Source organism: Elizabethkingia argenteiflava, from assembly GCF_009904105.1.
Taxonomy (GTDB): domain Bacteria; phylum Bacteroidota; class Bacteroidia; order Flavobacteriales; family Weeksellaceae; genus Elizabethkingia; species Elizabethkingia argenteiflava.
In genome coordinates, this window is the sequence record NZ_JAAABJ010000059.1 from 1 (window position 1) to 435 (window position 435).

Below are 435 nucleotides of genomic sequence, written 5' to 3' on the forward strand. Positions count from 1 at the left end.
CCATACGGGAGACCCTCTCGGATGAAAAATATCAAATAGTACATGATTATATCCAAGAGAACTACCCCGATTTCTTCCGATATTTTAAAATATTCTTCCTTTCCGGAGCCAGAACCTCAGAATTATTTAGGCTACAAAAGAAAGATGTTAATTTAGTCGCTCAAGAATACAAAGTAACCATTCAAAAAGGAAGAGAATATGTTGAAACTATAAAAATTATTTTACCTCAAGCCGTTCCCTATTGGAGGGAGATCTTAGACATGTGCAAATCACAAAAGGATTATTTATTTTCTAAAGGATTAAAGCCTGGAGATAAGCCTATACAGCCCTACCAGATTACAAAGCGTTGGCACAGATTAATTAAGAGCTCTAACAAAATAAAAGACAAGGACGGCAAAATAATAAAAGTTACGGAAGATTTTTACTCTTTGAAGC

1 protein-coding gene is annotated in these 435 nt (G+C 34.7%); it reads left to right on the forward strand.

All coding sequences use genetic code 11. The features are described 5' to 3' along the window. On the forward strand, positions 1 to 435 hold a 435-nt coding region (locus GNY06_RS00290; protein ID WP_166518307.1), incomplete at both ends, for a tyrosine-type recombinase/integrase.